The following is a 24,067-nucleotide window of genomic DNA, read 5'->3' on the forward strand; positions in this document are numbered from 1 at the left end:
GCGGGCGGTCGCGGCCCCCTGTCAGTGGTGCGGGGCGCGGTCGTGGTGGTCGTGTTCGCAGGCTGCGCCGTGCTCGATCTGCAGGGTGGGGTGGTTGATGCCGAACTGGTCGTCGAGCGCGTGGTTCAACGCGTCGATGAAACCGTCGTGGTCGGCATCGTCCGGGCGCACCAGATGCGCGGTCATCGCGATCTCGCCTGCACCCAGTGACCAGATGTGCAGGTGGTGCACCGCCCGGACCCCGGGTTGGTCGAGGAGGAAGGTGCGCACCGCGGTCTGGTCGATCGTGCGCGGCACGGCATCCATCGCCGCGTCGAAACTCTCGCGCAGCAACCCGAACGCGCCAATGGCCACCACCGCGCCAATCAGCAATGACGTCACCGGGTCCAGCCAGGTCCAGCCCAGCCACCACATGCCGGCGCCGGCGATGACCGCGGCCAGCGAGACCGCCGCGTCGGCAACCAGGTGCAGGAACGCGCCGCGGCGGTTGAGGTCGTGCTCATGCCCATCGCGTACCAGCCATGCCGCACCGAGGTTGACCGCGATGCCGAGCGCCGCGACCAGCATCACCGGCATTGCCGGGATCTCCGGCGGCGCGTTGAAGCGGCGGATCGCCTCCCACGCCAGCGCGCCGGAGAACGCAACCAGCAACAGCGCATTGGCCAGTGGCGAGAGCAGGGTGGCGCGGCGCCACCCATAGGTATGGCGGTCGGTAGGCGCGCGACGGGCCATGACCGCCGCACCCCAGGCCAGGGCCAGGCCCAGCACGTCGCCGAGGTTGTGCAGCGCGTCGGAAAGCAGGACCAGCGAGTTGGTCGCGAAGCCATAGCCGGCTTCAAGCGCGGTGTAAGCCAGGTTGACCAGGGTCACCGTGGCGAACGCGCGGGTGCCATGGGAGTGGGTGTGCGAATGCATGGGGCGATCGTGTCACGCGGCGGGGCGGGACACTATTACGGTCGGCATGGGTTTTGTAGGAGCGGCTTCAGCCGCGATCGGGAAATCGTTCGCTCGCGCCCACTCCAGATCGCGGCTGAAGCCGCTCCTACAAAACCCTTAGCTTCTTCCCTGCACCAGCGTGCCGATGTTCTCGCCACGCAAGATCTTCAACAGCTCGCCTGGCTGGCTCATGTCGAAGATCCGCAGCGGCAGGTTGCTGTCGCGCGCCAGCGCAAACGCCGCGGTATCCATGACCTGCAGGTTGCGCCTGATGACTTCGTCATAGCTCAGGGTGTCGTAGCGCACCGCGTCGGCGTGCTTGTTGGGGTCCTTGTCGTAGACCCCGTCGACCTTGGTCGCCTTCAACAGCAGGTCCGCGCCGATCTCCACCGCGCGCAAGGCCGCGCCGGAATCCGTGGTGAAGAACGGGCTGCCGACGCCGGCCGCGAAGATCACCAGCCGGCCCTTCTCGAGATGCCGGATGGCGCGGCGGCGGATGTAGTCCTCGCAGACATCGTTGATCTTGATCGCGCTCATGACCCGCGCCTTGCCGCCGAGCTTCTCCAGCGCGTCCTGCATCGCCAGCGCGTTGATCACCGTGGCGAGCATGCCCATGTGATCGCCGGTCACCCGGTCCATCCCGCCAGCGGCCAGGCCCGCGCCGCGGAAGATGTTGCCGCCGCCGATCACCAGCGCGATCTCCGCACCGGCCTTCTGGGCCTCGATCACCTCGCGCGCCAGCCGGTGGATCACCAGCGGGTCGATCCCGTAATCCTCCGATCCCATCAACGCCTCGCCGGACAGCTTCAAAAGGACGCGGCGATGGGCGAGCTGGGACATGGTGACCTCGGTTGTGGGCAAACGGACGGAATTGTACGGGATGCGGGGCTGCCGCCGGGCGAGCGGGCAACGACGAAAGCAGCGGGCGACCATCAGGCAGCCTTGCCCACGGCAGCGCTCGAAGTACAAGCGGACCACTTTGCTGAATAGGTCCGACGCACAAATTGACGCGATGCACAATCGTGGTTGCCCGATAAAATTCAATCAAAAATGTGACGTACGTCACAATTTTACGTAAATAATACCTTAACTGGCTTGTTAGAAAGGCGTTACTTACGTAATAGTCGGCGAGCCCGAATTGGGTTTCCATCGACTGCGTTAGGGGAGTCACCAAGTGTCCAAACCGACTATCAATCGCGCCTTGCGCCGCAGTGCACTGACCGTTGCACTCGGTCTGTGCTTTGCCTCGGGCGTCCACGCCCAATCCAACACCACCGGTAACATCGTCGGTCAGGCCCAGCCAGGGGCTACCGTCCTGGTGGTCAACCCGGCGACCGGCTTCAGCCGTGAGGTCACCGTCGGTTCCGACGGCAGCTTCCGCGCTGGTTCGCTGCCGTCCGGCCGCTATACCGTCACCCTGCGCAATGCGGACGGCACCACCAGCGTCCGCAACAACGTCGGCGTCGCGGTCGGTACCGGTACCTCGGTCAACTTCGCAGGCGCCGCCGCTCCGAGCGGTGATGCCGTCGAGCTCGACCGCGTCCAGGTCACCGGCAGCTACATCCCGCCGATCGACTTCTCGTCGGTGGAGTCGGCGACCATCGTCACCGAGGACACCATCGACCGCCTGCCGGTGCCGCGCAACGTGACCGCCGTCGCGCTGCTCGCCCCGGGCACCACCCAGGGTGACTCGGCGTTCGGCAACCTCGCATCGTTCGGTGGTGCCACCGTCGGTGAGAACGCCTATTACATCAACGGCTTCAACGTCACCAACTTCCGCAACGGCCTGGGCTTCAGCAACGTGCCGTTCGAGATGTACGCCCAGTACCAGGTCAAGACCGGCGGCTACGGCGCCGAGTTCGGCCGTTCCACCGGCGGCGTGGTCAACGCGACCACCAAGCGCGGCAGCAACGAGTGGCATTGGGGCGGCAGCATGTACTGGACCCCGGACAAGTGGCGCAAGGCCGATCCGGACGTCATCGACGGTGAGGGCGCGCTGTTCAACAGCAACCAGTACGACACCGTGGACCGCCTCGAGTCCAACATCTACGCCAGCGGCCCGATCATCAAGGATCGCCTGTTCTTCTATGCGATCGCCAGCGGCCGCGACATCCAGACCAGCACCACCAGCGTCACCGGTGCGGTCAGTGACAGCTCGACCGACAGCCCGTTCTACGGCCTGAAGCTCGATGCCTACATCACCGACAACCACCGCCTCGAGTACACCGGCTTCCAGGACACCAGCGAAACCGTGTCGCCGGGTCAATTGCTCCAGCCGGATGCGGTGCCGGGCGAGTTGATCGGCTACAGCGGCGAGACCGCGACGGCCGCCGAAACCGGTGGTGAGAACCACATCATCAAGTACACCGGTTACCTGACCGACTCGTTCACCCTGTCGGCACTGTACGGCAAGGGCGAGTACGCCTTGTCGGGCCCCTACAACACCGGGCCGAGCGGCGGCGATTGCATCTGGTTCACCTACAACCCGCTCGCGGAAGGACGCGTCAACCGCCAGATGGGGTGCGCGGTGCAGTCGCTCGACGTGACCGGTACCGATCAGCGCCAGGCTTATCGCGTCGATGCCGAGTGGGACCTGGGTAACGTGTTCCTCGGCAGCCACTTCCTGCGCTTCGGCTACGACGAAGAGCAGAACGAGTCGGTCAACTCCGCGACCATCCCGGGCCCGACCGGCTATCGCTACCTGGCGAACGAAGTCATTCCGCCCGGCCCCGACGGTGAAGTCGGTACCGGCGATGACGGCGCCCCCGAATGGCAGGTCCGTCGTGACACCTACCGCAACATCGGTCAGTTCGAGACCAGCGGCAAGGCGTTCTACCTGGAAGACCAGTGGAAGCCGACCGAGGACCTGCTGGTCACGCTCGGCATCCGCAACGAGCAGTTCGACAACAAGAACGCCGATGGCGTCAGCTTCATCACCGTCAAGGACCAGTGGGCCCCGCGTATCGGCCTGGCATGGGACGTCGGTGGCGCAGGCACCAGCAAGGTGTTCGCCAACTACGGTCGTTACCACCTGCCGGTGGCCGCCAACACCAACGTTCGCCTAGGTGGTGCCGAGCTGTACCTGCAGGATCTTTACGAGTGGGACGGCACCTCGGTCGACCAGTACGGCGCTCCGGTCCTGGGTGACCTGATCCGTCCGCGTACTCTGGCTGACGGCACCGTGCATCCGACGGTCTCGTCGGTCGACCAGGACATCGATGCGATGTACCAGGACGAGTTCATCCTCGGCTACGAGTGGCAGTTCGCGCCGAAGTGGTCCGTGGGTATCCGCGGTATCTACCGTGAACTCGGGAGCTCCATCGAGGACATGGCGGTCGATGCGGCACTGAACCAGTACATCATCGACAACAACCTGCAGGCCACCTCGACCACGCAGGATTGCTTCGGTGACGATGCCGAGCCGGATGGAAGCACCGCCGACAACCTGTACGCCTGCGGCTTCGACTATTACGTGCTGGGCAACCCCGGCGCGGCCATGAGCATCCAGGTCGACCTGGATGGCGATGGCGTGCTCGAGCCGGTCGAACTCTCGCCGGAACAGCTGGGCTATCCGGAGTCCGTCCGCGAGTACCGGGCCGTTGAGGTCTTCTTCCAGCGCGCCTGGGACGAGAAGTGGTTCCTGCAGGGTTCGTACACCTACTCCAAGAGCGAGGGCAACAACGAAGGCTTCGTGCGTTCGGACAACGGCCAGGATGATGCCGGCCTGACCACGAACTTCGACCAGCCGGGTCTGCTCGACGGTGGCTACGGCCGCCTGCCGAACGACCGTCCGCATACCCTCAAGGTGTGGGGCGGCTGGCAGTTCCATCCGGAGTTCCTGCTGAGCGGCAACCTGCTCGTCCAGTCGGGTCGTCCGATCAACTGCTTCGGCAACCACCCGACCGACGAGTTCGCTCAGGCGTACGGCACCGAGTCGTTCTTCTGCAACGGCGAGATTGTCCCGCGCGGTTCGGTCGGCCGGACTCCGACAGTCAAGTCGCTTGACCTGGGTGTCGAGTACCGTCCGCTGTGGGCTGAGCAGAAGTTGTGGTTCAAGGTCGACGCCACCAACGTGCTTGGTGACCAGACCGAGACCGAGGTGTATGAAGTCGGCGAGCTGGACTTCTCGAACACGCCGGACCCGATGTACGGGATCGGTACTTCGTTCCAGAACGAGCGCACCATTCGTCTGGCGGTCGGTTTCGACTGGTAAGTACAAGACGTATATAGATCTCTCTCTGCTTCACCTTTCGGCCGCCCCTCGGGGCGGCCGTTTCTTTTGGGATCCAGTGCCGGTCCGGTCCAACCGGCAGGCACAAAAAAGGCCGCGGATCGCTCCGCGGCCTTTTTCCTATCGTGCGGGCGTTCGGGCTTACGCCAACCCTGCCTGCTTCATCACTTCGGCGTGGAAGTCATCGGCCTGCTTCTCGATGCCCTCGCCAACGGCGAGGCGGACGAAGCTGACAACCTCGGCGCCGGCGGCCTTCAGGGCCTGCTCGACGGTCTGGTTGGTGTCCAGCACGTACGGCTGGCCGGTCAGGCACAGCTCGTTGACGGTCTTGGCGACCTTGCCGGAGATCATCTTCTCGAGGATTTCCGGTGGCTTGCCGGTGTCCTTGACCTGGGCCAGGGCGATTTCCTTTTCCTTGGCGACGAAGTCGGCCGGGACGTGCGCCGGCGAGATGTACGGCGGGTTCATCGCGGCGACGTGCATGGCCAGCCCCCGGGCCAGGTCGGCATCGCCGCCCTTGACCTCGACCAGCACGCCGATGCGGCCGCCGTGGACGTACGCGCCCAGGGTGTTGGCGCTGTCGATGCGGGCCATGCGGCGGACCTGGATGTTCTCTCCGATCTTGGCCACCAGCTCGGCGCGGGCTTCCTCGACGGTCTTGCCGGAAGCGACCTTGATGGTCTTGAGGGCCTCGACGTCGGCTGCGTCGAGCGCGGCATCGGCCACGCTTTCGGTGAAGGCGACGAAGTTCTCGTCCTTGGCGACGAAGTCGGTCTCGGAGTTGATCTCGACCAGTGCGGCCTTGCCGTCGGCCTGGGCGGCGACGATGCGACCCTCTGCGGCGACGCGGCTGGCCTTCTTGTCGGCCTTGGCCAGGCCCTGCTTGCGCAGCCACTCGGCGGCGACTTCGACGTCGCCGTTGTTTTCGACGAGTGCCTTCTTGCACTCCATCATGCCGGCGCCGGTGCGCTCACGCAGTTCCTTGACCAGGGAGGCGGTGATCTCTGCCATGGGGATTACCTCTGAATGCTTGGTGTGTTTGTAGGAGCGGCTTTAGCCGCGATCACCAATCGGCGTTGGCGAACGACACCCCGATCGCGGCTAAAGCCGCTCCTACAGAAATTGGAATGCGGCCGCGCATCATCGCGCGGCCGCATGACATCGGTCTTACTCGGCAGCCGGAGCTTCGGTGGCCGGCTTGGCATCGGCCGGCTTCCCGGCCTTGGCTTCATCAGCCTTTGCTTCGACCGGCTTGGCTTCCGCGGTCTTGGCCTCGTCCTTCTTCGCCGCAGCCTTCTTGGCCGGTGCGCGGCGCGGGGCCTTGTCGTTGCCACCTTCGGCGAAGTCTTCCTCGCGGACGCTGGCGGCGGACGGAGCGGCGGCCTTGCCTTCAAGCACGGCGTCGGCGGCGGCACGGGCGTACAGCTGCACGGCGCGGATGGCGTCGTCGTTGCCCGGGATCGGGTAGTCGACCAGCGCCGGGTCGTAGTTGGTGTCGACCACGGCCACGACCGGGATGCCGAGCTTCTTGGCTTCCTTGATCGCGATGTCCTCGTGGCCGATATCGATCACGAACAGCGCGTCGGGCAGGCGGTTCATTTCCTTGATGCCGCCGAGCGAGGCCATCTTCTTGTCGCGCTCGCGGCGCAGGCCCAGCACTTCGTGCTTGACCAGCTTCTCGAAGGTGCCGTCGGTCTCGGCCGCTTCCAGCTCCTTCAGGCGGCCGACCGACTTCTTCACCGTGGCGAAGTTGGTCAGGGTGCCGCCGAGCCAGCGCTGGGTCATGTACGGCATGCCGCAACGCTCGGCTTCTTCCTTGATCGACTCGCGCGCGTTGCGCTTGGTACCGAGGAACAGGATCATGCCGCGCTTCTGGGCGATGCCCGAGAGGAAGTTCATCGCGTCGTTGAACAACGGGACGGTCTTCTCGAGGTTGATGATGTGGATCTTGCCGCGGGCGCCGAAGATGTACGGGCCCATCTTCGGGTTCCAGTAGCGGGTCTGGTGGCCGAAGTGGACGCCGGCTTCCAGCATCTGGCGCATGGTGATCTGGGGCATTGCTTGTAGCTCCGGTATTGGAATCCGGCCGCCGGACAGGTTGAGGCGGCTGCCCCGGCGCGAGCCAGGGCGATGGATTCCGGGGTTGGACCTCCCCGCTGCTTCCGTGGCCGAATCCCGGCCGTACTGGAGCCTTGGCCCAGTACCGCATGGGACACCCCGGCACGGGCTGTGGCAGCGGGTGTGTATTCGCCGGTGACGCCCGGCGTTGGCGGCGTGAAGACGCAAGGTCCGCACAGCCGGTGGATTGTAGTTGGAGTGCCTGCCCGGGGCAAGGGCGGGATTCCGCCGCCTGCCACGCCCCGGCCGCCACGCCCGCCCCGCGCCCCGATAAGCGATAATGGACGGATGGCCATAACCCTGAAAACACCCGAAGACATCGAGAAGATGCGCGTCGCCGGCCGCCTGGCCGCCGAAGTGCTGCAGGTCGTCGCCCCGCACGTGAAGCCGGGCGTGACCACCGAGGAGCTCGACCGCATCTGCCACGACCACATCGTCAACGTGCAGGGCGCGGTCCCGGCCAACGTCGGCTACAAGGGCTTCCCCAAGACCGTCTGCACGTCGGTCAACAACGTGATCTGCCACGGCATCCCGAGCGAGGCCAAGGTCTTGAAGGACGGCGACATCGTCAATATCGACGTCACCGTGATCAAGGACGGGTGGCATGGCGACACCAGTCGCATGTACATCGTCGGCACCCCGTCGGTGATGGCCAAAAGGCTGGTCGACGTGACCCGCGAGGCCATGTTCCGCGGCATCCGTGCGGTCAAGCCGGGGGCGACGCTGGGCGATGTCGGTGCGGCGATCCAGGCCCATGCCGAGTCCGAGCGCTTCTCGGTGGTGCGCGAGTACTGCGGCCACGGCATCGGCAAGGTCTACCACGACGAGCCGCAGGTGCTGCACTACGGCAAGCCGGGGCAGGGCGTGGTGCTCAAGCCCGGCATGACCTTCACCATCGAGCCGATGATCAACGAGGGCGGGCGCCACACGAAGGTCCTGCCGGATGGCTGGACCGTGGTCACCAAGGATCGCAAGCTTTCCGCGCAGTGGGAACACACGGTGCTGGTGACCGACGATGGCGTGGAGATCCTCACCCGCACGCCGGGTGACGACAACGATCTATGAACCCCTCCGTCCCTGCCGATAGTCCGCCGGCGGGATCCGACGGTGTCGGCCGGCATCCCGGCCACGAAGACGCCGCCTGGGCGGCGCGCGCGCGCGATGAGCTTGCGCGTGCCGATGCGGGTTTTGCCGCGCGTTTCGACGCCGACGCGGATATCGACCGCCTGCTGGCCGAGCGCGCCGCGGCCGTCGACGTGCTGGTGCAGTCGGCGTGGCAACACTGCATCCCGCCCGAGGCCGAGCTGGCGCTGTTCGCGGTCGGGGGCTACGGACGCGGTGAACTGTTCCCGCAATCGGACGTCGACCTGTTGGTGATGGCCGAGCCCGCCGCGTCGGGGGCCAACTCCGATGCGCTGGCACGCTTCTTCGCGGTGCTCTGGGATTCCGGCCTGCCGGTCGGGCACGCAGTGCGTTCGCTGGAACAGTGCACGGAGGCGTCGATCGAGGACATCACCGTGCTGACCGCGTTGCTTGAAGCACGCCCGCTGGCGGCGAACGAGCATGAGCGCCGCGAGTTGCAGGGCGCCGCCTCGCCGCGGCTGGCGTGGGCGCCGCAGGAGTTCTTCGACGCCAAGCGCGAGGAACTGCTGGAGCGCCACGCACGCTATGGCGATACCGCCGACAATCTCGAGCCCAACCTCAAGGAAGGCCCCGGCGGCCTGCGCGACGTGCAGACCCTGCACTGGATGGCGCTGCGGATCATCGGCACCGCCGACATGGAGTCGCTGGTCGCGTTCGGCCAGCTTGGCGCCGACGAGGTCGCGACCATCGAGCGCGAACGCCGCGCGCTGGCACGGCTGCGTTACGGCCTGCACCTGGTCGCAGGCCGTCGCGAAGAGCGCCTGCGCTTCGACTACCAGAAGCTGCTGGCCACGCGACTGGGTTTCGAGGACGTCGGCGGCACGTTGGCGGTCGAGCAGATGATGCAGGGCTTCTACCGCAGCGCATCGCTGGTGCTTCGGATTGGCGAGCGGTTGCTGCAGCGTTTCGAGGAACAGTTGCAGGGCGAAGCCGAACCCGAACCGCTGGACGAACTGTTCGAGCTGCGCCGCGGGTACCTCGCCGCACGCGACCCCGACTGGCCGCACGCGCCCGACGAGGTGCTGGCGCTGTTCCGGACCTGGGCGCTGCGCGGCGAGCTGCGCGGCCTGCATTCGCATACCGCCCGTGCACTGGCCGAGGCACTGCCCGATTTCCCCGATTACGCCAGCGCCGACGATGCGCTGCGACAGCAGTTCCTGGGCCTGTTGCGCGGCGTGCAGCCGGTGCGCAGCCTGACCCGGATGGCGCGTCTGGGGGTGCTGGGGCGCTGGATCCCGGCGTTCCAGAAAGTGTCGGGGCGCATGCAGTTCGACCTGTTCCACGTCTATACGGTCGACCAGCACACGCTGGCGGTGCTGAAGAACCTGTCCGCATTCGCCTCCAGCGAGCGCGATGAGCGTTTCGCATTGGCCCACGAGATCTGGCCGCGCCTGCACAAGCCCGAGTTGCTGCTGCTGGCCGGCCTGTTCCACGACATCGCCAAGGGCCGCGGCGGCGACCATTCCGAACTCGGTGCCGACGACGCCCGCGAATTCTGCAGCACCCTCGGCCTGGGCGAGGCCGACACCGCGCTGGTCGAATGGCTGGTGCGCCATCACCTGTTGATGTCGATGACCGCGCAGAAGCAGGACATCGCCGATCCCGGGGTGATCCATCGTTTTGCCACCGCGGTTGGCGACCGCGAGCGTCTCGACCATCTGTACCTGCTGACCTGCGCCGACATCGCCGGGACCTCGCCCAAACTCTGGAACGCGTGGAAGGACCGGCTGATGGCCGATCTCTACACCTCCACGCGCTTGGCACTGCGGCGTGGACTGGAAAACCCGCTTGCCGCGGCCGAGCGTGCGGCGGAAACCCGCGCTGCGGTGCACGCGATGCTGTCGGCGCTGGGGATTTCCGAGGCGGAGGTCGGCGAATTGTTCGCACGCATGCCGGACGCCGGTTTCCAGCGCGGCCGCCCGGACCAGCTCGCCTGGCAGGCCGCGTCGCTGCGCGGCGTGGCGGTGGGCGAGACGCGCGTGCGGGTGCGTCCGGTCGCTGCGCATGCCGGGGCGCTGGAGGTGTTCGTGCATTCGCCGGACGCCGACGGCCTGTTCGCCGCGATCGTCGCCACGCTCGACCGCAGCGGCCTGGCGATCCAGCACGCGCGGGTGCTGGACGGGCCCCACGACAGCATCTTCGATACCTTCGAGGTGATCCCGGCCGAAGGCCGCTCCGCATCGACCGCGGAGGATGTCGAGCGCAAGCTGGCCCAGGCGCTGGCCGGGCCACTCGACCGGATCCGCCCGGCACGCCGCACTTTGCCGCGGCACCTGCGGCATTTCCGCATCCCGCCGAAGATCGGTTTCGACGCGACCGACGGTGCCCGCACGACGCTCAGCCTGGTCTGCACCGATCGCCCCGGCCTCCTCGCTGACGTCGCCGAGGCGCTGCGCAACCAGTCGATGCGGGTGCACGACGCGCGCATCGCGACCTTCGGCGAGCGTGCCGAGGACGTGTTCCAGATCACCGCCGCCGATGTCGACGGCGACGACCAGCCACTCGACGAAACACGGCAGCAGGCGCTGTCCGCCGCGCTGCTTGCCTGCCTTGAAGGAGAAGCCCGATGAGTCCCACCAGCAAGCCCGCGAAGAAGGCGGCCCGGAAGAAGCCGGTGGCCCGTCGCGAACCCGCCGAGCCCGGCGTCGACGAGCTGCGCTTCATGGTCGAAAGCGCGTTCGAGCGCCGCACCACGCTGACGCCGGAAGAAATGGAGGGCTCGACCCGGCCGGTGGTCGAACGCGTGATCGAGCGCATCGAGAATGGCGAGTTCCGCGTCGCCGAGCCCGACGGCAAGGGCGGCTGGCAGGTCAACGAGTGGCTCAAGAAGGCGGTGTTGCTGTATTTCCGCACCCAGGACATGGAAGTGATCGAGTCCTATCCGTCGCCGTTCTGGGACAAGATCCCGGCGCGTTTCGGCGACTTCGACGAGGCCGCGTTCCGCAAGCTCGGCGTCCGCGTGGTGCCCGGCGCGATCGTCCGCCGCGGCGCGCACCTCGGCAAGGACGTGGTGCTGATGCCCAGCTTCGTCAACATCGGCGCGCATGTCGGCGCCGGCACCATGGTCGACACCTGGGCCACGGTCGGCTCCTGCGCGCAGATCGGCAAGCATTGCCACCTGTCGGGTGGTGCCGGCATCGGCGGCGTGCTGGAGCCGCTGCAGGCGACCCCGACGATCATCGAGGACCACTGCTTCATCGGCGCGCGTTCCGAAGTGGTCGAGGGCTTCGTCGTCGGCCACCACAGCGTCATCGGCATGGGCGTATTCCTGGGTCAGAGCACGCGCGTCTACAACCGCGCGACCGGCGAGGTCAGTTACGGTTCGGTACCGCCGTACAGCGTGGTGGTGTCGGGCCAGTTGCCTTCGAAGGACGGCACGCATTCGCTGTACTGCGCGGTGATCGTCAAGCAGGTCGACGCGAAGACACGGGCCAAGACCTCGATCAACGATCTGTTGCGCGGACTGGCGGACTGAGGACGATGTGCGGACCGGCGTGACTTCCGGCAGGAGTCGCGCGGCGCCACCGCGTGCGACACAGGAAAGATCGCCCCGGGGAGAGTCGATCCATGAAGAAGCCATTTGTCACCGTGCTGCTGATGGCGGCACTGGTGGTCGCGTCCACAGCGTCCGCGCAGGACCTGACGCGCTACAGCGATGACGGCCTGCGTGCCGAACTGGACGCGATCGCCGACACCGAGACCGCCGTGCTGGTACCCATGCGCGACGGCATCGGCTTGTCGACCAATATCTGGCGACCGAAGGGCGCGACCGGCAAGTTGCCGACAGTGTTGTGGAAGACGCCTTACAACGAGCACGAGGTACGCGGAAGCACCGCGCGCTACGCGATCGAAGCAGTGCGCCGTGGCTACGCGTTCATCGTGCAGAACGAGCGCGGCCGCTATTTCAGCCAGGGCGATTACGAGATCCTCGGCTACCCGCAGACCGACGGTTACGACGCGCTCAGCTGGATCGCGGAGCAGCCCTGGTCGAACGGCAAGGTCGGCACGCTGGGCTGCTCGTCCTCGGCCGAGTGGCAACTGGCGCTGGCGGGTATGGACCACCCGGCGCATGCGGCGATGGTGCCGATGGCGTCCGGCGCGGGCATCGGCAAGGTCGGACCGTTCTGGGAGCAGGGCAACTTCTACACCGGCGGCGTGCCGCGCACGCTGTTCGCGGTGTGGATGTACGGCGTCGACAACCCGATGCGCGCGCAGCTGCCGCAGGACCTCACCGGCGAGATGCGCGCCCGCGTGGCGCAGTACAACGACCTTCAGGCGGAGAAGCCGGAGGTCGACTGGCAAGAGCACATCCGCCACCTGCCGTACGCCGCGCTGCTGTCGTCGCTGGACGAGCCGGCGGGCACTTTCGAGGAGCTGATCGCGCGCGGTCCCGGCGATCCGGCATGGAAGACCGGTGGGCTGTACGACGACTCCATGGGCTGGGGCGTGCCCGCGCTGTGGTTCAACAGCTGGTACGACGTGTCGATCGGCCCGAACATGGCGCTGTTCAACCACGCACGCACGGTGAACTCCGACCGCGAGGCCAGCGCCAACCAGTACGTGGTGGTCGGCCCGAACCCGCATTGCCAGTTCTCCAAGCTCGGCGAGGACTACAAGGTAGGCAACCGCGAAATGGGCGACGCGAGCTTCCCGGTCGACGGGCAGATCTGGGCGTTCTTCGACCGCTGGCTCAAGGGCAAGCCCGCTGCGTTCGCATCGGACACGCCGCACGTGCGCTACTTCACCATGGGCGCCAACCGCTGGCAGTCCGACAGCCAGTGGCCACCGAAGGCCGCCGAGCCGGTCCGCATGTACCTGCACTCGGGCGGGAACGCCAATTCGATGTACGGCGACGGCGTGCTGTCGTTCGAGGCACCCACCGGTGACGAACCCGAGGACCGCTACCGCTACGATCCGGCCAACCCGGTCCAGACCATCGGCGGCGGCGACTGCTGCAACGGCGGACTGGTGACGGCCGGCGCGTTCGACCAGCGCCAGATCGAGGCCCGCCACGACGTGCTGGTCTACACCAGCGAGCCGTTGGAGGAACCGATGGAGGTCAGCGGTTTCGTCGACGCGGTGCTCAAGGTGTCATCGAGCGCGCGCGACACGGATTTCGCGGTCAAGCTGGTCGACGTGGCGCCCGACGGCACCGCCTGGATCATCGGAGACACCATCCTGCGCGCGCGCTACCGCGACAGCTACACGCAGCCCGAGCCGATGCAGCCGGGGCAGGTGTACACGCTGGAGCCCACGCCGATCACGACCTCGATCCGGTTCGACAAGGGCCATCGCATCCGGGTCGAGGTGACCAGCTCGAACTTCCCGAAGTTCGCACGCAACCTCAACACCGGCGGCGCCAACGAGACCGAAAGCGAGCCGGTGGTGGCCGACAACGCCGTGCATCATTCGGCGGACGCGGCGAGCTACATCGAACTGCCGGTCGTCAGGCGCTGACGCACCGTGCATGCGGCGGCCTCGCGGTCGCCGCATGCACGGGTTTTCGGCATCATGCGCGCATCGCAAACGATGGGAGCGGGCATGACAACCACGCTGTACGGCCTGAAGAACTGCGACACCTGCCGCAAGGCGACCAAGTGGCTGGATCGCTTCGGGGTGGCGCACGAGTTCGTCGACTACCGCGACAACAAGCCGTCGCCGGAAACCCTGGTCGAGTGGGCGCGACAGGCCGGCAGCTTCGAGTCGCTGGTAAACAAGTCGTCCACCACGTGGCGGCAACTGCCCGACAACCGCAAGGCATCGGCGTCGGATGCCGAGTGGAAGCTGCTGCTGCGCGAGTATCCGCAACTGGTCCGGCGCCCGGTGGTGGTCACCGATGACGGTGTCATGACGCAGGGGTTCAGCGACAACGGCTTCAAGAAGCGTTTCGGCGTCTGAGTTGTTCTCCCGGACTGGCAACGGTCATGGCAACGCGGACCGGAGCCGTCCTGCGGCTACGATAGGCGCATGAGCGAAGTCCTCGATCTCGCGCGCGAACTGATCGCGCGCCCCTCGGTCACCCCTGACGACGCCGGCTGCCAGGCCCTGCTCGCCGGGCGTCTGCATCGCGCCGGTTTTTCCTGCGAACACCTGCGCTTCGGCGAGGTCGACAACCTCTGGGCGACGCACGGCGATGGCGGCCCGGTGCTGGTGCTGCTCGGCCACACCGACGTGGTGCCGACCGGCCCGGTGGAAGCCTGGAGCAGCGATCCCTTCATTCCGGAGGTCCGCGACGGCATGCTCCATGGACGCGGCGCGGCGGACATGAAGGGCAGCGTCGCCGCGTTCGTGGTCGCGCTGGAGCGTTTCGTCGCCGCGCACCCGGACCATCCCGGCACAGTGGCGTTGCTGCTGACCTCGGACGAGGAGGGCGATGCGATCGACGGCGTGCGGCGCGTGGCGAAGGCGTTCGGCGAGCGCGGCCAGCGGATCGACTGGTGCATCACCGGCGAGCCGTCTTCGACCCGCATGCTCGGCGACTTGCTGCGCGTCGGCCGCCGCGGTTCGCTGACCGGCACGCTCACCGTGCACGGCGTGCAGGGCCACGTTGCCTATCCGGACAAGGCGCGCAACCCGGTGCACCAGGCGCTGCCGGCGCTGGCTGAACTGACGGCGCGGCGCTGGGACGAGGGTTACGAGAGCTTCCCGCCGACCAGCCTGCAGATCAGCAACATCGGTGCGGGCACGGGCGCCAGCAATGTCATCCCCGGCGACCTGCAGGTGTTGTTCAACCTGCGCTACAACCCGCATTGGGACGCCGCCCGGCTCGAGGCCGAGTGCGAGGCGCTGTTGAAACGGCATGGCCTGAAGTTCGACCTGCGCTGGCACCGCAGCGGGGAACCGTTCCACACGCCGGAAGGATCGCTGCGTTCGACCGCGCGCGAGGTGCTGGCGTCCTTCGCCGGCGCGATGCCGGAAGAGAGCACCGGTGGCGGCACGTCAGATGCACGCTTCATCGCCCCGCTGGGCGCGCAGTGCATCGAGGTCGGTCCGGTCAACGCCAGCATCCACCAGGTCGACGAGCACGTCAGCGTCGCCGACCTGGAAGCGCTGCCGGACCTCTACCTCGCGCTGATCGAACGGTTGCTTGTGCGCTAGTCGCCGCGTATTGCGCCGGCGCCCGTGGTTTGCGGGAATGGCACCGTGGACCACGCAATCGACACATCCCCGGAACCGATCGGCACGCCGATTCCGTCGCGCGCGGCCGTGACGCCGGCCAACTGTTCCGGTAGGCCGTGCGAACGATCGAAGGCATGGAACTGCGTCGCGCCGACCGGAAGTTCGAACGCGATCACCGCACCCTCCTTGGCAAGCCCGACCACCGAGATGCGCCGCCACGGTTCGCTGCCGGCGTGCCATCGTGACGGTGCGAGCGGCTGCCCGTTGACGCGTACCGAACCGATGTCGACCGTGCCCGGCAACATCAGCCCGCCTTCGAGGGCGCCGCGCGGCGAGCGGAGCCGCACCTGCAGGTACTGGCGATCACCTATCACTTCGTGACTTTCAATCATGACTGCCGGGGCCGGCAACGCCGGACCGAGCGGCCCGGCAAGGCCCCATCCGCCCCACGGATGCATCGGGCTGGACTCGCGAGCGAACCCCGTGTCGCGGAAGAAGCCGCCCGGCAGCATCGCGCGCGATTGCGCGAATACCCGTGATCCCTCCGGACCCGCGACCAGCACCAGGTTGACCGGGCGCGGCACGTCGGCATCGAACGCGGGCTGCAACAGCGCCAGCAATGCGCAGGCCAGTGCTGCCAACCAGCCGCCCGCGGTTGCGAGCACCATGCCGCGGCGCAACGACAGCAGCGCCGGCAGCAGCGGCAGCATTATCAGTCCGGTGACCACCGGCACCGCGACCAGTCCCTCGTGCCCGACGGCATCGTAGGAACCTTCGGCGTAGGGCGCCCACAGCAGCGCCGCCGGCAACGCGGCCAGGCCGGCCCACAGCACCGGCCGGCGCGGCGCGACGTGCCCGGCCACCGCGCCGATCAGCAATGGCAGCAACACCACGTGCGCGCCACCGGGCATCCACAACACCGTCGCGATCGCCACCAGCGCGAACGGCAGCAACGACGCCCACGCCAGCGCTGCCTCTCCAGAGAACCGGCGCACCACCCAGCCGCAGGGCACCAACAACCCGCCCGCCAGCAACACGAAGAACGCCACCATCGCGGCACCCTGTGCGGTCCAAGTGGCCGGCATCGCCCCAAGTGTGCGCAGCAACAGGTGACCCAGCAGGCCTGCGACCACCAGCACGCCGAGGCCGGCGACGACCACCGCACCCGCCGCGGGTAACGCGATCGCCCGCGCGGACTGGTTGCGCACCAGTCGCCACCCGAGCGCCAGCCACGGCGCCAGGGCAATCAACAGCAGCGCCGGGTTCCATGCCACCGGCCAGCCGGCCATCACGTCGCCGGGCAGGCTGAAGAACACCGCGTCCGCGTCACCCGCCACCGGTGGTTCGGCGGCGGCAAACGCCCGTGCCAGCGAGAGTGCGTGATCGCCGTGGTGCTGCAGCGAGCCGGGATCGAGGTGGGCGATGTCGTCGAGCGGCGTGTGGTATCGCGCGGGCGCCCGCGCCCAGGCGAAGTTGGCGCCGGCCAGGCCGCCGCGCCGATAGACGGTGAAGTCGGTGTCGTTGGGCAACGTTCGGTAGATCTCGTATTCCAGCGATGAGCCGGCGGGCCTCGCCAACGACTCTCGCAACAACCGGGACAACGCAGCGTTGCCGGCCTGGGTCTCGATCAGCAGGCTGGCGCCGGTGGTGCCACGGGCCTCCAGGTTGACCACCCGCGCGATGCGCTTGAACTCCGGCTCGCGCGTGAACGCCTCTGCGCCGATGAGACCCAGCTCCTCACCATCGTTGAGCAGCAGCCACACGTCGCGCGCGGGTGATGGACCCGCCTGCAGCGCCCGCGCCACTTCGATGATCGCGGCCACGCCGGCGCCGTCGTCCGACGCGCCCGGTCCGGCGGCGACCGAGTCGTAGTGCGCCGACAGCAGCACCGCGTCATCGGGCGAGGCGCCGGGCACCCGGGCGACGATGTTGTCGACCGTGGCACAGGTGAAGCCGCCGCAGGCGAAGCGCCGCTGAACCTGGGGGTCCAGCCCGAGCGCCTGCAGTTCGGTGACGATCGCGTCGCGGACTGCGGCGTTCGCGGCGCTGCCGGTGGGGTGCGGGCGCTGGTCGCCAAGGATCCGCTCCAGCACGCCCATCGCCCGGGCGGCGGAGAACGCCTCGGCCGGGGCCTCGGGGCCGGCAGCGGGCGGGGCGCGATTGCCGTGGATCCCGAGCCACGCCGCCAGGCAGGCCGCCAGCAGCAGAACCGCGGCTATCGCCATCCGCCGGCTTGCGTCGCGGCGGTCATCGGTGGAAAGTGTCGACATCGGGGTTCCCTCGAGCCCAGCCGGGATCATACGGCGGGTACCCCCACATACCGGATTCGCCATGCGCCTCGTCGCCAACAATCGCCGCAATAACAACGCCAGCCCTCCGCAGGCCGGCGATTAGCGCGCGCGACACGCTCATCGTTCCCCAAGGCCTGCACTGCGAAGTGCGGGCCTTTTTGTTTTCCGACGTTGTTCCCTTCATCCACCAGGAAACCCCACCATGTGTTCGATTCTCGGAATCTTCGGCCTCGCCCCGGGCGATGACCTTGTCCAGTTGCGGCGGCAGGCGCTGGAGCTCTCGCAACGCCAGCGTCATCGCGGCCCGGACTGGAGCGGCGTGCATGTCGACGATGGTGCGATCCTCGTCCACGAGCGGCTGGCGATCGTCGATCCGGCTGGTGGTGCACAACCGATCCGTTCGGGCGACGGGCAGCTCGTGCTCGCCGTCAACGGCGAAATCTACAACCATCGCGAACTGCAGGACGCGCTGGCGCGGCCGTACGCGTTCCAGACCGGCTCGGACTGCGAGGTGATCAACGCCTTGTACTCGCGGGACGAGAACGTTGGCGGTTGGCTCGACCAGCTCAACGGCATCTTCGCGTTCGCGCTGTGGGATCGTGCGCGCGGCCGCCACGTGATCGCCCGTGATCCGATCGGCGTCTGCCCGCTGTATTGGGGGCATGACAGCAGCGGCCGACTCTGGGTTGCCTCGGAGATGAAGGCGCTGGTCGGCATCTGCAGCGACGTGGCGCAGTTCCCGCCCGGCCACTGGTACGACAGTGCAACCGGCCGGCTGCATCGCTACTACGAGCGCCCGTGGCGCAACCACGATGCGACCATCGGTGTGCAGGTCACGCCGACCGAACTGCGTGAAGCGTTCGAACGCGCTGTGCACCGGCAGATGATGAGCGACGTGCCATACGGCGTGCTGCTATCGGGCGGACTGGACTCCTCGCTGGTGGCGGCGTGTGCGGCGCGGTTCGCCCGGCACCGGGTCGAGGAGGATGACCGCGCTGAAGCCTGGTGGCCGCGACTGCATTCGTTCGCGATCGGACTGGAAGGCTCTCCCGACCTAGCCGCGGCCGAAATCGCCGCCGAGACACTGGGCACCGTCCACCACGGTTTCACCTATACGCTTGAAGAAGGCCTGGACGCGCTGCCCGAGGTCATCCGCCACGTCGAAACCTACGATGTCACCACCATCCGCGCATCGACGCCGATGTACCTGCTGGCGCGGCGGATCAAGGCGATGGGGGTGAAGATGGTGCTGTCGGGGGAGGGCAGCGACGAGATCTTCGGCGGCTACCTGTACTTCCACAAGGCGCCGAACGCGCGCGAGTTCCACGACGAGCTGGTGCGCAAGCTCGACGCGCTGCACAACTACGACTGCCTGCGTGCCAACAAGTCGATGATGGCCTGGGGGGTCGAGCCGCGCGTACCGTTCCTCGACGTCGAGTTCCTGGACGTGGCGATGCGCATGGATGCGAGCGCCAAGATGGTCGGGCCGCGCGCCGACGGCAGTCTGCGCATCGAGAAGGCGGTGTTGCGCGAGGCGTTCGAAGGCTACCTCCCCGCCGAGATCCTCTGGCGGCAGAAGGAGCAGTTCAGCGACGGCGTCGGCTACGGCTGGATCGACGGACTCAAGGCGCACGCCGAGGCCCATGTCAGCGACCGGGAATTCTCCGCCGCGGCCAGCCGCTTCCCGGTCAACCCGCCACAGAGCAAGGAAGCCTGTTTCTATCGACGCATCTTCGAGGGCCTGTTCCCCGGCGAGGCCTGCGCGCAGACGGTGCCGGGCGGCAAGTCGATCGCGTGCTCCTCACCCGCGGCGATCGCCTGGGACGCCGCGTTTGCCGACGCCGCCGATCCATCGGGCAGGGCGGTGGCGGGAGTGCACCAGGCGGCGACGTGATGAGGCTCAAAGGCAACTATTCGAGGAGGAACGACTCGCCGGACCACCTGATCGATTCGAACTCGCCGCACTCCAGACACTTGTACCAGCGGACTTCGTCGCCGTATTTGAGCAGCGCGCTGAAACCGGCGGGGCCGGGCTGGGAGAAGTGCCGGACCAGCTGCCCGTCGCGGGTGATGGCGACAAAGCGGCCACCGCCGCCATCGCGGGTGCTGAATACACCTGCAAGTACCTCTTCCGGCATCCCGTCCCCGTCGAGGTCGTCCTGCAGTGCGAACGACATCCCCGAGTCCGTATAGCGGGCGAGATCCACGGGGGGAATGCGACCTTCGAGCATCTTCGCGTCGAGAGCGCTGGCGAGCTTCCAGGTCGGATCGAACCGACTCACGTCGATGCCGTGGACCGAGCTCGATACGGGCTCGAAATCCATGTCGTACCACCATGCTGCGAGCGGCGTGCTGTCCGCGTCCTGCCGTCCTTCGGTGGTCCCGCATCCGATCGCAAGGAGCGCGGCGGACATCACTGCTCCGTAGAGGATCCGCTTACCAGTCGAAAATGCCACTGCCTTCAGCTCCGTTGCAGGGCGTACGCCACGTTGTTCATCGTGGTCAGGCCCTGCGCCTGGAATGCCGGTTGGTTCGCAAGAATGTCCTGCCGTTCCAGCGTCTCCACCGACCAGTCGGACTCATACAGCTTGCGGATTTCAGCCTCGTCGACCGCGAACGGCGGGCCCTCCATTTCCTGCGGCGGGTACTCCAGTGACACCAGCAGGCCGCGGCAAGCCCGCGGCAACGCCGCATAGACTTCGTTGACGTAACGCTGCCGCAGCGGGGGTGGCAATGCGATCAGCGCCGCGCGGTCGTAGAACGCCGTGCAGTCCGAGAGGGCCTGGCGATCGAGGTCGAACACGTCGCCACAGATCATCTCGATATCGCCAGCGCGATGATGGGTGCCATAACGGGAGCGGGTAACCGACGGTTCGGTGCCGGTCCCGGCAAAAAACTCCGCGATCGCCAGCGGCGACAGTTCCACCGCCAGCACCCGGTGGCCACGCGCGGCCAGCCACAGCAGGTCGGGTGACTTGCCGGCCAGCGGGACGAACACCTGGCTGCCGGCGGGCAGGTCGAGTGCCGCCCAGTGGCGCTGCAACAACGGGTTGCCGTCGGGCTGGTTGAAACCGGTGCGGCCTTCGTTCCAGCGGGCGTGCCAGTAGTCGGGATGCATCGCGGTTTACTCGACGCCCAGGCCTTCGACTTTTTGCCAACCCCGCGGCAACAACCCGCCGCGCGTCGCCCGCGCGCCGATGTAGCCGTCGAGGTCTTTCCACGACAACGTCATCGTGCGGGCGCCGGACTTCACCGACAGCGAGCCGCCCGGCGGCACCACGGCGATCGCGACCACGCGCTCGGTGCCGAGCTTGGCCTTGGGGATGTCGATCAGCTTGTTGCCCTTGCCCTTGTCGAGCTCGGGCAGTTCGGCGACCGGGAACGCCAGCAGGTGGCCGGCGGTGGTCGCCACCACCACGCGGTCGGTGTCGAGGTCGGCCACCGGCGCCGGTTGCACCACCGAAGCGTTCGGCGTCAGCGACAGCATCGCCTTGCCGGCCTTGTTGCGGCTGGTCAGGTTCTCGAAGCGGGTGACGTAGCCGTAGCCGTGGCTCGACGCCAGCACGAAGCGGCTGTCGTTGTCGCCGCTGGCGACCGCCTGGAACGACGCGCCCGGCGCCGGTGAGAACCGCCCGGTCAGCGGCTCGCCGTTGCCGCGCGCCGACGGCAGGCTGTGGACGATGGTCGAGTAGCTGCGCCCGGTCGAATCGAGGAACGCGACCTGCTGGTTGCTGCGCGCCCTGGCCGATGCCAGCAACTCGTCGCCTTCGCGGTAATTGAGTGCGGCGGCGTCGACATCGAAGCCCTTGGCCGCGCGCACCCAGCCCTTGGCGCTCACCACCACGGTCATCGGCTCGCTCGGGGTCAAATCGGTTTCCGACAGTGCCTGCGCGGCGCCGCGGGCGACCAGCGGCGAGCGGCGGGCGTCGCCGAACTTCTTCGCATCGGCCTGCAGTTCGTCCTTGATCAGCTTCTTGAGCTTGGCCTTGCTGCCGAGGGTGGCGATCAGCTTGTCGCGCTCGGCGGCCAGCTCGGCCTGCTCGCCGCGGATCTTCATCTCCTCGAGCCGCGCGAGCTGCCGCAGTTTCGTTTCGAGGATGTAGTCGGTCTGCTCCTCGCTGAGCTTGAAACGCTTCATCAGGACGGGCTTGGGCTCGTCCTCGCTGCGGATGATGCGGATCACCTCGTCGAGGTTGAGGAACGCGACCAGCAAACCTTCCAACAGGTGCAGGCGACGCTCGACCTTCTCCAGCCGGTGGGTCAGGCGGCGGGTCACGGTGGTGGTGCGGAACTCCAGCCACTCGGTCAGGAACGCCTTGAGGTTTTTGACCTGCGGACGCCCGTCCAAACCGATCACGTTGAGGTTGACCCGGAAGCTCTTCTCCAGGTCGGTGGTCGCGAACAGGTGGCCCATCAGCTGCTCTGCATCGACCCGGTTGCTGCGCGGGATCAGCACGATGCGGGTCGGGTTGCTGTGGTCGGACTCGTCGCGGATGTCCTCCAGCCAAGGCAGCTTCTTGGCCCGCATCTGCACGGCGATCTGCTCGATGACCTTGCCCGGCGAGGCCTGGTGGGGCATCGCGGTGATCACAAGGTTGCCGGCTTCCTTCTCCCATGTCGCGCGGGCGCGGACGCTGCCGTGGCCGGTCTCGTACATCGCCAGCAGGTCGGCGCGCGGGGTGATGATCTCGGCGGTGGTCGGGTAGTCCGGGCCGAGCACGTGCTCGCACAGGTCACGAGTGGTCGCGTCGGGGTCGTCGAGCAGGCGCAGGCAGGCGCTGACGACCTCGTTGAGGTTGTGCGGCGGCACGTCGGTGGCCATGCCGACCGCGATGCCGGTGGTGCCGTTGAGCAGCAGGTGCGGCAGGCGCGCCGGCATCCACGAAGGCTCTTCCAGGGTGCCGTCGAAATTCGGATCCCAGTCGACCGTGCCATGCGCCAGTTCGCCCAGCAGGACTTCGGCGATCGGGGTCAGCTTGGATTCGGTGTAGCGCATCGCCGCGAACGACTTGGGATCATCGCTGGAACCGAAGTTGCCCTGGCCCTCGACCAGCGGGTAGCGGTACGAGAACGGCTGCGCCATCAGCACCATCGCCTCGTAGCACGCACTGTCGCCGTGCGGGTGGAACTTGCCGATGACGTCGCCGATGGTGCGCGCGGACTTCTTCGGCTTGGCGGTGGCGTTGAGGCCCAGCTCGCTCATCGCGTAGATGATCCGGCGCTGCACCGGCTTCAAGCCGTCGCCCAGGAACGGCAGGGCGCGGTCGAGGACCACGTACATCGAGTAGTCGAGGTAGGCGCGCTCGGCGTACTCGCGCAGCGGGATCTGTTCGAAGCCGTGGAAGGCCGGACGTACGTTGTCAGTCATCGATCAGCGGTTACCAATGGGAGCGATGGAGCCTGTTGGGCGCGGCCGCGCCGCGACCGCGGCTCAGCGATGCAGGTCGCCGGCCGACTCGGGCTGGTAGCGGATCGACAGCACCCGCAGCCGGATCGTGCGGCCGCTGGGTACCGGCCACTCGATGGTGTCGCCCACGCGCAGGCCGAGCAGGGCGCTGCCGACCGGGGCCAGGATCGAGACCTTGTCGTTGCTGCCGTCGGCGCCGGACGGGTAGACCAGGGTCATCTCGCGCTCGTCGCCGCTGGCCTCGTCGAGGAAGCGCGCGGTCGAGTTCATCGTGATCACGTCGGCCGGCATCTTGCCCGGTTCGACGACCTGCGCCCGCGCCAGCTCCGCTTCCAGGGCGGAGGTGTCGATATCGGCATTGCGCGGGTCCTCCAGCAACGCCTCGATGCGGTCGCAATCCAGGCGGGACAGGAGCAGGGTGGGAGTGGTCGAAGCGGTCATGCGGTTGGCTCCAAAGCGATACGGGCGGCGCATCGATGCGCCGCCCGCGGGATACGGCAAGTCTACTCCAGACGTTAGTGTCGCAGCGGTCCCGCGGCAAGGCGGTAAAAAACCGCATCGGCGTATTGACAACCATCACGCCGCATCGCAACATACGCGGCCCGCACAGCTTGCTGCGCGGTTTGCCCGGGTGGCGGAATTGGTAGACGCACTAGCTTCAGGTGCTAGCGGGGGCAACTCCGTGGAGGTTCGAGTCCTCTCCCGGGCACCAACATCGTTCGACGACTACCGCGTCGGACACACAAGGAACCCCGCTTCGGCGGGGTTTTTTGTTGGGCGCGAGGCGTGCCGGCGCGGGCCCTTCCGCCACGGCCCGTTGAC

General features: G+C 67.4%; 17 protein-coding genes and 1 tRNA gene. 9 read left to right on the forward strand and 9 right to left on the reverse strand.

The window, feature by feature from the left end; translation table 11 throughout:
- Positions 1–21 precede the first annotated feature (21 nt).
- Positions 22–915 carry a cation diffusion facilitator family transporter gene (locus ACT9F5_RS00095; protein ID WP_445117933.1) on the reverse strand — a complete coding sequence of 298 codons (894 nt, stop codon included), beginning with the start codon at positions 913–915 and terminating at the stop codon, positions 22–24.
- A gap of 138 nt (positions 916–1,053) precedes the next feature.
- Positions 1,054–1,776 carry a UMP kinase gene (gene pyrH / locus ACT9F5_RS00100; protein ID WP_445117934.1) on the reverse strand — a complete coding sequence of 241 codons (723 nt, stop codon included), beginning with the start codon at positions 1,774–1,776 and terminating at the stop codon, positions 1,054–1,056.
- Positions 1,777–2,110: 334 nt separating this feature from the next.
- Here pyrH and ACT9F5_RS00105 point away from each other — a divergent pair, with 334 nt between their 5' ends.
- Positions 2,111–5,149: a TonB-dependent receptor domain-containing protein gene (locus tag ACT9F5_RS00105; protein WP_445117935.1), complete on the forward strand. Its 3,039-nt coding sequence runs from the start codon at positions 2,111–2,113 to the stop codon at positions 5,147–5,149.
- Between the two features lie 159 nt (positions 5,150–5,308).
- Here the strand turns inward: ACT9F5_RS00105 and tsf are convergent, their stop codons facing one another.
- Both tsf and rpsB read right to left on the reverse strand, forming a co-directional pair.
- Positions 5,309–6,178 carry a translation elongation factor Ts gene (tsf, locus tag ACT9F5_RS00110; RefSeq protein WP_445117936.1) on the reverse strand — a complete coding sequence of 290 codons (870 nt, stop codon included), beginning with the start codon at positions 6,176–6,178 and terminating at the stop codon, positions 5,309–5,311.
- 156 nt (positions 6,179–6,334) lie between these two features.
- Positions 6,335–7,225: a 30S ribosomal protein S2 gene (gene rpsB, locus ACT9F5_RS00115; RefSeq protein WP_445117937.1), complete on the reverse strand. Its 891-nt coding sequence runs from the start codon at positions 7,223–7,225 to the stop codon at positions 6,335–6,337.
- Positions 7,226–7,573: 348 nt separating this feature from the next.
- On the opposite strand from rpsB, the gene map reads away from it, so the two are divergent.
- The 6 genes from map to dapE all read left to right on the forward strand — a co-directional run bounded on the left by map (position 7,574) and on the right by dapE (position 15,526).
- Positions 7,574–8,350, forward strand: coding sequence for a type I methionyl aminopeptidase (gene map / locus ACT9F5_RS00120; protein WP_445117938.1), 777 nt, complete (start codon positions 7,574–7,576; stop codon positions 8,348–8,350).
- Positions 8,347–10,998, forward strand: coding sequence for a [protein-PII] uridylyltransferase (glnD, locus tag ACT9F5_RS00125; RefSeq protein ID WP_445117939.1), 2,652 nt, complete (start codon positions 8,347–8,349; stop codon positions 10,996–10,998). The genes map and glnD overlap by 4 nt, the downstream gene beginning before the upstream one ends.
- Positions 10,995–11,903 carry a 2,3,4,5-tetrahydropyridine-2,6-dicarboxylate N-succinyltransferase gene (gene dapD / locus ACT9F5_RS00130; RefSeq protein ID WP_445117940.1) on the forward strand — a complete coding sequence of 303 codons (909 nt, stop codon included), beginning with the start codon at positions 10,995–10,997 and terminating at the stop codon, positions 11,901–11,903. The genes glnD and dapD overlap by 4 nt, the downstream gene beginning before the upstream one ends.
- Before the next feature lie 92 nt (positions 11,904–11,995).
- Positions 11,996–13,885, forward strand: coding sequence for a CocE/NonD family hydrolase (locus ACT9F5_RS00135; protein WP_445117941.1), 1,890 nt, complete (start codon positions 11,996–11,998; stop codon positions 13,883–13,885).
- An 84-nt stretch (positions 13,886–13,969) separates the two neighbouring features.
- Positions 13,970–14,326, forward strand: a complete 357-nt coding sequence (locus tag ACT9F5_RS00140; protein ID WP_445117942.1) for a Spx/MgsR family RNA polymerase-binding regulatory protein — start codon at positions 13,970–13,972, stop codon at positions 14,324–14,326.
- A 69-nt stretch (positions 14,327–14,395) separates the two neighbouring features.
- The gene (gene dapE, locus ACT9F5_RS00145; RefSeq protein WP_445117943.1) at positions 14,396–15,526 is read left to right on the forward strand and encodes a succinyl-diaminopimelate desuccinylase; all 1,131 of its coding nucleotides are present in this window, start codon (positions 14,396–14,398) and stop codon (positions 15,524–15,526) included.
- On the opposite strand, the gene ACT9F5_RS00150 is transcribed toward dapE, so the two are convergent.
- On the reverse strand, positions 15,523–17,817 hold the full coding sequence (locus tag ACT9F5_RS00150; RefSeq protein ID WP_445117944.1) for a M20/M25/M40 family metallo-hydrolase: 2,295 nt from the start codon (positions 17,815–17,817) through the stop codon (positions 15,523–15,525). The two genes, dapE and ACT9F5_RS00150, sit on opposite strands and share 4 nt — an antisense overlap.
- A gap of 223 nt (positions 17,818–18,040) precedes the next feature.
- On the opposite strand from ACT9F5_RS00150, the gene asnB reads away from it, so the two are divergent.
- Positions 18,041–19,732: an asparagine synthase B gene (asnB, locus tag ACT9F5_RS00155; RefSeq protein WP_445117945.1), complete on the forward strand. Its 1,692-nt coding sequence runs from the start codon at positions 18,041–18,043 to the stop codon at positions 19,730–19,732.
- Positions 19,733–19,748: 16 nt separating this feature from the next.
- On the opposite strand, the gene ACT9F5_RS00160 is transcribed toward asnB, so the two are convergent.
- The 4 genes from ACT9F5_RS00160 to rnk all read right to left on the reverse strand — a co-directional run bounded on the left by ACT9F5_RS00160 (position 19,749) and on the right by rnk (position 23,686).
- Positions 19,749–20,252 carry a hypothetical protein gene (locus ACT9F5_RS00160; protein ID WP_445117946.1) on the reverse strand — a complete coding sequence of 168 codons (504 nt, stop codon included), beginning with the start codon at positions 20,250–20,252 and terminating at the stop codon, positions 19,749–19,751.
- A gap of 47 nt (positions 20,253–20,299) precedes the next feature.
- Entirely contained in the window at positions 20,300–20,956 is a 657-nt protein-coding gene (locus ACT9F5_RS00165) for a thiopurine S-methyltransferase (RefSeq protein WP_445117947.1), read from the reverse strand.
- 6 nt (positions 20,957–20,962) lie between these two features.
- On the reverse strand, positions 20,963–23,206 hold the full coding sequence (gene parC / locus ACT9F5_RS00170) for a DNA topoisomerase IV subunit A (RefSeq protein WP_445117948.1): 2,244 nt from the start codon (positions 23,204–23,206) through the stop codon (positions 20,963–20,965).
- A 63-nt stretch (positions 23,207–23,269) separates the two neighbouring features.
- On the reverse strand, positions 23,270–23,686 hold the full coding sequence (gene rnk, locus ACT9F5_RS00175; protein ID WP_445117949.1) for a nucleoside diphosphate kinase regulator: 417 nt from the start codon (positions 23,684–23,686) through the stop codon (positions 23,270–23,272).
- A 184-nt stretch (positions 23,687–23,870) separates the two neighbouring features.
- Here rnk and ACT9F5_RS00180 point away from each other — a divergent pair.
- Positions 23,871–23,957, forward strand: a tRNA-Leu gene (locus ACT9F5_RS00180).
- Positions 23,958–24,067: the final 110 nt, after the last annotated feature.

Source organism: Lysobacter sp. F6437, from assembly GCF_052547215.1.